The following is a 5,792-nucleotide window of genomic DNA, read 5'->3' as shown; positions in this document are numbered from 1 at the left end:
CGTCCGCGAGGAACGCGACCGCGTCGAGGCCGTCGAGAAGGCCCTGGCCACGGCCACGGAGAAGCTGGCCGCCACCCGTGCGGAACGCGACGCCGCCCGCGTCGCACTCGACGACCTGCGCGTCGTCGTGGCCGACCACCAGCGCGCCGTCGAGGAGTCCGGCGCCGAACTCGCCCGGACGCGCACTCGGGAAACCGACCTGGCCGCCGCGTTGAGCAGCACCCGTACCGAACTCGACGCGACGAAGAACGACCTGGACCGCGCGCGAACCGAGGCGGCCGCCGCGAAGACGCACGCAGACCGGCTGACCGCCGAGGGGAACGCCGCGACGGTCGCCGCGCAGCGGGACCTCGCCCGGCTGAGGGCCACCACCACCGCGCTGCGGGACGTCCTGCTCGTACCCGACGTCCCGGCGGAGGACCTGCGCACGCGGCTGCTGGCGGAGCTGCTCACCGACCGGACCGGCTAGCCCCAATGCCGGTCGGTTAGGCCGACCCAGATCAACTTCGCGATCGGCGACCAGCGAAAACGGACGCGATCAAGATCAACAAGCCGGCTGCCGAGCATCTAACCGACCGGCGTTGCGGCTAGCCCCGTTTTTCGTACATGATCGAGTTTTGGCTGGTCACGAGCTTGAGCCAGAGCAGCGTCCCGATCATCGCCGCAGGCCAGCGGTCCATGTGCGGAATACCCGGCTAGCCCGTTTCCGCACCCGATCGAGTGTCGGCTGATCACGAGCGTGAGCCGGAGCAGTCCTGATCAGGCGCGCCGCGTCGGCCAGCGAGAACACGCCGGCGACGTGGGCGGCGACCTCGCCGACCGAGTGCCCGGCGAGGTAGTCGCCGCAGGTCAGCGGCCCCTGTGCGGAATACCCGCTAGCCGGCCGCGGGATCGGCCCTGGCCGCGCCCGGCGGGCCGGCGCGCCTGGTCCGGTCCGCGCCGCGGTCGGGGTCAGAGCAGGTTGAGCACCGTGTAGGCGAGGGCCGCGACGCTGGCCGCGCCCGGGAACGTCAGCACCCAGCCGATCGCGATGTCACCGGCGACCGACCAGCGCACCGCCTTGCGTCGGCGTGTCGCGCCCACCCCCATGATCGCCGAGGTGACCACGTGCGTGGTGGACACCGGTGCCGCGAACACGAACGCCGTCAGGTACAGCACGGACGACGCCGAGACCTCCGCCGCGAAGCCGTGTCCGGGTGTGAGGTGGAAGATCCGCCTGCCCAGGGTGCGCATGACCCGCAGACCGCCGGACCAGGTGCCGGCGGCGAGCGCGGTCGCGCACAGCAGGATCACCCACAGCGGCACGTGGTAGTCGCTCTGGTGCCCGGTGACGACCAGTGCGAGCACGATGATCCCCATGCTCTTCTGTGCGTCCTGCAGCCCGTGGCCCAGGGCGAGGCTCGACGCGGACACCAGCTGCGCGCGGCGCAGGAACCGGTCGGCGCGGTGGGAGTTCACCCGGTGGAACAGCCACAGCAGCCCGATCATCACCAGGTAGCCCAGCGTGAGGCCGACCACCGGTGACACCACCATCGGGATGAGGACCTTCTCCACCACGCCCCGCCAGTGCACGGTCGTCGCGGACGCGAGCGCGGCGCCCACCATGCCGCCGATCAGCGCGTGTGACGACGAGGACGGCAGCCCGAAGTACCAGGTGGTGACGTTCCAGGCGATGGCGCCGATCAGCGCGGCGCCGACCACCGCCATGCCGTGCCCGGAGTGCGGAGTGTCGATGATGCCCTTCGCGACGGTGACCGCGACGCCGGTGCCGGCCAGCGCGCCGATCAGGTTCATGACCGCGGCGAGGGTGAGCGCGCCCCGCAGTGACAGCGCCCTGGTGGACACCGCGCTCGCGACCGCGTTGGCGGCGTCGTGGAAGCCGTTGGTGTAGTCGAACCCCACCGCGAGGACGATGACGAGGATCAGCGCGAGCCAGTCCACTCGTCAGGACCCGTTCACCGAGCGTGCGGAGCGAACCATCAGGACTCCTTCACGGCGATGCTGTGGACGACGTCGGCGACGTGCTCGAACGCGTCGGCCGCCGACTCGAGCTGGTCGACGATCTCCTTGAGCTTCATGACGGTCAGCGGGTCGTGGCTGCCGTCGAACAGGAACTGCAGCAGCCGCCGGTAGATCTGGTCGGCCTCGTTCTCCAGCTCGTTGACCTGCACCCAGAAGTCCCGCAGGTTGCGCAGCGTCGCCAGCCGGGGCATGGCGTCGGCGGTGAGCTTGGCGCACCGTTCCAGGACGTCGACCTGCAGGCGGATGTTGTCCGGCAGCGCCTCGGGGTTATAGAGGGCGGTGAGGTCGACGGCGGCGTCCATGTAGTCGATGACGTCGTCGAGCCGGACCGCGAGGCGGTAGATGTCCTCGCGGTCGAACGGCGTGACGAACGACCGGTCGAGCTGCTCCATGATGGCGTGGGTGGTGTCGTCACCGGCGTGTTCGGCCTCGTGCATGCGCCGGGCCAGCTCGTCGCGGTGGTCGGTGGGCGCGGTGACGAACTCGCACAGCACACCGGTCGCCGCGAGGATGTTCGCGCCCGCGTCGCTGAACAGGTCGAAGAACTTCGTGTCCCGAGGCTTCAGTCGTAGTCGCATGCGCTGCCACTCCCATCCGTGATCACCGCCAGATTATGGACGGCTCATGAACAGATGGTGACCCAGGTGTCGCCTGGCCGCCGTGCACGAGGCGGAGGTGGGGTCGGGGGGCGGGCATGCCGAGCAGTTCACGCAGGCGGGGCAGCGGCAGGTGCAGCCGCTCGGCGAGCACGGGCAGCGGCAGGCCGTGAGCCGCGGCCAGCTCGGCGGCCCTGGTCAGAAGCTCGGGGCGCTCGCCGGGGTAGCGGGCGCCGACCGGTTCGTCGGTGCGCCAGCCGAGCTGGGTGAGCGTGGCCATGATCCGCCGCAGGGTGGACTCGCTGTACACGCGCAGGTCCTTGCCGCGGTAGGCGAGGGCGGCGACGGACACGCCGTACCCGTCGGCGGTCTCCTTGAGGGCGGTGAGGTCGACCGGGGTGGGGAGCCGGTCGCGGATCTCGCCGGCGGGCATGAGCAGCTCGGCGGCGAAGGTGTTGGCCTCGCGTTCGTGCACGCGGGAGCCGGGCGCGGGTTCGGGGTGCAGCAGCAGGTGCCCGAGCTCGTGGGCGACGGAGAACCGCTGCCGCATCGGGTTCCCCTTGTGGGACAGCACGATCAGGGGCCGGTCGAGCGGTGCGGCGGAGAACGCGTCGATGGTCTCGGCGTCCACGGCGGGCAGCTGGGTGAGCACGACGCCGCGGGTCTCCAGGCGGCGGACGAGGTGCGCGACCGGGCCGGCGGGCACCTCCCAGGCCCGGCGGAGCAGGCCGGCGGTCGCGGCCGGGTCACCGGCGGGTGTGCCCAGCGGCAGGCCGAGGTCGACGGTGGGGAACTCGACGACCTGGTCGAGCTGGTCGATCAGCTCCCACAGCAGCTCGACGTGCGCGAGCGCCTGCTGCCGTTTCAGGGCGGTGGTGGACCGCAGGGACCGGAAGTGCGCGCTGGCGGTGTCCAGGCGCAGGTGGGGGCGGCCGGTGGTGAAGAACGAGACGGGCACCCCGAGCGCGTCGGCGCAGCGGTCCAGGGTCTCGCCGCTGGGTCTGGACTGCCCCAGCTCGTACTGGGACACCGCCGCCGCGGTCCGGTCGATGGCGTCGGCGAGGTCGCGTTTGCGCAGGCCGGCCAGCTCGCGGGCCATGGTGAGCCGGGCCGGCGCGAATGCCCGCGCGACGGCGAAGGCATCCGGGTGCACGGCGGTACTCCTGAAGGGCAGGGGGGTGGTCCGTGCCATGGTGGCCCAGCACGGAGAGTGGTGATCTTCGGGGCGGGGTCAGCCGGACCGGCGATCCTCGTCCGGGGTACGGGGGCGCAGCGGCAGCGTGGGCTCGGACAGGTCGAAGATCGTCGGGTCGAGCGGTCCGGTCTGGCGGGGCACGCCGGCGGCGGCGGTGACGTCGAGCAGGCTCTCGCGCCAGATCCAGTCGATGCGGCTGTCGACCAGTTCGCCCTGGCCGATCCACGCGCCGGTGAGCCCGTGCTGCTCGCTGCCGGTCCAGACCAGGGTGAGTCGCCGCCGGTCGCCGAAGAGGGCTTCGGGTCTGCTGAACAGACCGGGGTGGTCGTTGGCGCCGAGCAGTTCGCGGCGCAGGTCGCTCGCGTCGGCCAGCGAGCCCGTGGGGCCGCCGTTGACCTGCATCTGGTAGATGCCCACGCGGGGCAGTTTCAGCGCGACCGTCTGGAAGGCCGTCTCGACCTGCAGGTCCGGCAGCTGGGCGGTGAGCGACCCGGCGGTGCGGACGAGGAACTGGTAGCGGTCGGTGCCGAAGCTGTGGCTGTTGTTCCAGTTGCCGCGCGGCCCGGCCAGGCGGACGCGCTGGAGGTCGGCGGCGGCGTCGTGCGCGTCCTGCAGCCACTCGCAGAGCACGGACACGAACGTGGGGACGGGGATGGGGTCGATCAGGGGTGCCAGCTGGTCCACACGATCTCCCTACTTGATCCGACACTCGCGTTCCGCGTCGTGCCACTTGATTCTCGCGCACGATCCGGTCAGCGCCGGGTATTGGGTGCGGCGTGTCGTGGTCAGGCGCGGCCGGCGGTATTGACGGCGTACTCCGACAGCGCGATCCGGTTCGGCAGGCCGGTCTTGGTGATGAGGCTCGACACGTGTTTCTCGACGGTGCGGGTGGACAGGTGCAGGCGGTCGGCGATCTCGCGGTTGCCGAGCCGGTCGGCGAGCAGCCGCAGCACCTCGTACTCGCGGACGGTCAGCCCGGCCGAGCGCAGCGCCGAGGGGATCTCCGTGACGCCGCTGCGGCGTTGGGCGACCCGGACTCCGCTGTGGCGCAGCAACGCGCGGCAGGCGCTCGCGACGGCGGGGATGTCCGCGGCGTGGAAGTAGTCCTCCGCCTCCCGCAGCCAGTCGATGGGCCGGCCCCAGCCGTCGGCCAGCGCGGCCTCGGCGACGAGCCGCAGGCCGAGGCGGCGGCCCATGGCGTACGGGGCGCCGACCGTGATCGCCTCGTCGACCGCGGCGACCGCCTCGTCCGCGCCGCCGGCGCGACCGGCGAGCACGGCCTGACCGAACAGCGCGAACATCCGGTCCCACCGGAACCCCGCCCCCGGCGATGACACGATGGCGTCGAACTCGGGCCGGGTGATGGCGCCGCTGAGGGCGCCCAGCAGCAGGTTGAGCCCGTAGCGGCCGCCCGAGTGGTACACCGTCGGGGTGGCGTCCTCGGCGCGCAGCGCCGCGGCCTGCTCGGCGACCGCCCGCGACCGGTTCTCCTCCAGCAACGCGCAGAATGCCCGCGCGAGTCCGTAGATCCTGGGCACGTGCAGCGGCTGGGTGTCGCCGTCCCAGCGGCGGAAGGTGGCGAGGGCCTCGTCCATCTCCTTGCGGCGCCCGCGGTGGCCGGCGAGGACCGCGCGGACGAGCAGCACGTAGTGCACGCACCCGACCAGCTTCAGTCGCGCGGCGGCGTCGTAGACCTCCTCGACGAGCTTTTCCGCCGTGCCGTAGTCGCCCTTGAGGGTCGTGTACAGGGCGATGCTCTGCTCGGCCTGGTAGCGGGCGGTGATGGCGCCGACGAGGGTGGCCTGCGTGCGGGCCTGTTCCAGCCGCTCGAGCCGGCCGTCGCGCAGGGCGTCGTCGTTGCCGAGGCGGACCAGCGCGTGGATCTCCCAGAGCGGCAGGCCGTGGCGCACGGCGGTGGCCCGGGCACGTTCCAGGCACCCGGTAGCATATAGGTTGTGCGTGGTGTTGTGAATGTTTGT

General features: G+C 71.9%; 5 protein-coding genes and 1 pseudogene. 1 reads left to right on the top strand and 5 read right to left on the bottom strand.

All coding sequences use genetic code 11. The features are described from left to right. Positions 1 to 469 (top strand): annotated as a pseudogene (locus ACJ73U_RS30500) (hypothetical protein); the annotation flags it as partial. A gap of 482 nt (positions 470 to 951) precedes the next feature. On the opposite strand, the gene ACJ73U_RS30495 reads toward ACJ73U_RS30500, so the two are convergent. The 5 genes from ACJ73U_RS30495 to ACJ73U_RS30475 form a co-directional block, all read right to left on the bottom strand. Further along, a complete protein-coding gene (locus tag ACJ73U_RS30495; RefSeq protein ID WP_407781180.1) occupies positions 952 to 1,941 on the bottom strand; it encodes an anion permease in 990 nt (329 codons plus the stop codon). A 38-nt stretch (positions 1,942 to 1,979) separates the two neighbouring features. After that, positions 1,980 to 2,600, bottom strand: coding sequence for a DUF47 domain-containing protein (locus ACJ73U_RS30490; RefSeq protein WP_407781179.1), 621 nt, complete (start codon positions 2,598 to 2,600; stop codon positions 1,980 to 1,982). Between the two features lie 22 nt (positions 2,601 to 2,622). Next, entirely contained in the window at positions 2,623 to 3,771 is a 1,149-nt protein-coding gene (locus tag ACJ73U_RS30485; RefSeq protein WP_407781178.1) for a helix-turn-helix domain-containing protein, read from the bottom strand. A gap of 78 nt (positions 3,772 to 3,849) precedes the next feature. Next, positions 3,850 to 4,497 carry a hypothetical protein gene (locus ACJ73U_RS30480; RefSeq protein ID WP_407781177.1) on the bottom strand — a complete coding sequence of 216 codons (648 nt, stop codon included), beginning with the start codon at positions 4,495 to 4,497 and terminating at the stop codon, positions 3,850 to 3,852. A 101-nt stretch (positions 4,498 to 4,598) separates the two neighbouring features. Then, a partial coding sequence (locus ACJ73U_RS30475; protein WP_407781176.1) for a response regulator transcription factor occupies positions 4,599 to 5,792 on the bottom strand: 1,194 nt, incomplete at its 5' end.

It is taken from the genome of Actinophytocola sp. (assembly GCF_045807065.1).
GTDB lineage: Bacteria > Actinomycetota > Actinomycetes > Mycobacteriales > Pseudonocardiaceae > Actinophytocola.
This window is presented reverse-complemented; position numbering and strand designations above follow the sequence as displayed.

Coding starts and splice junctions, on each gene's coding strand:
- ACJ73U_RS30490 (WP_407781179.1), bottom strand. CDS start 2,600: ATGCGACTACGACTGAAGCCTCGGGACACGAAGTTCTTCGACCTGTTC.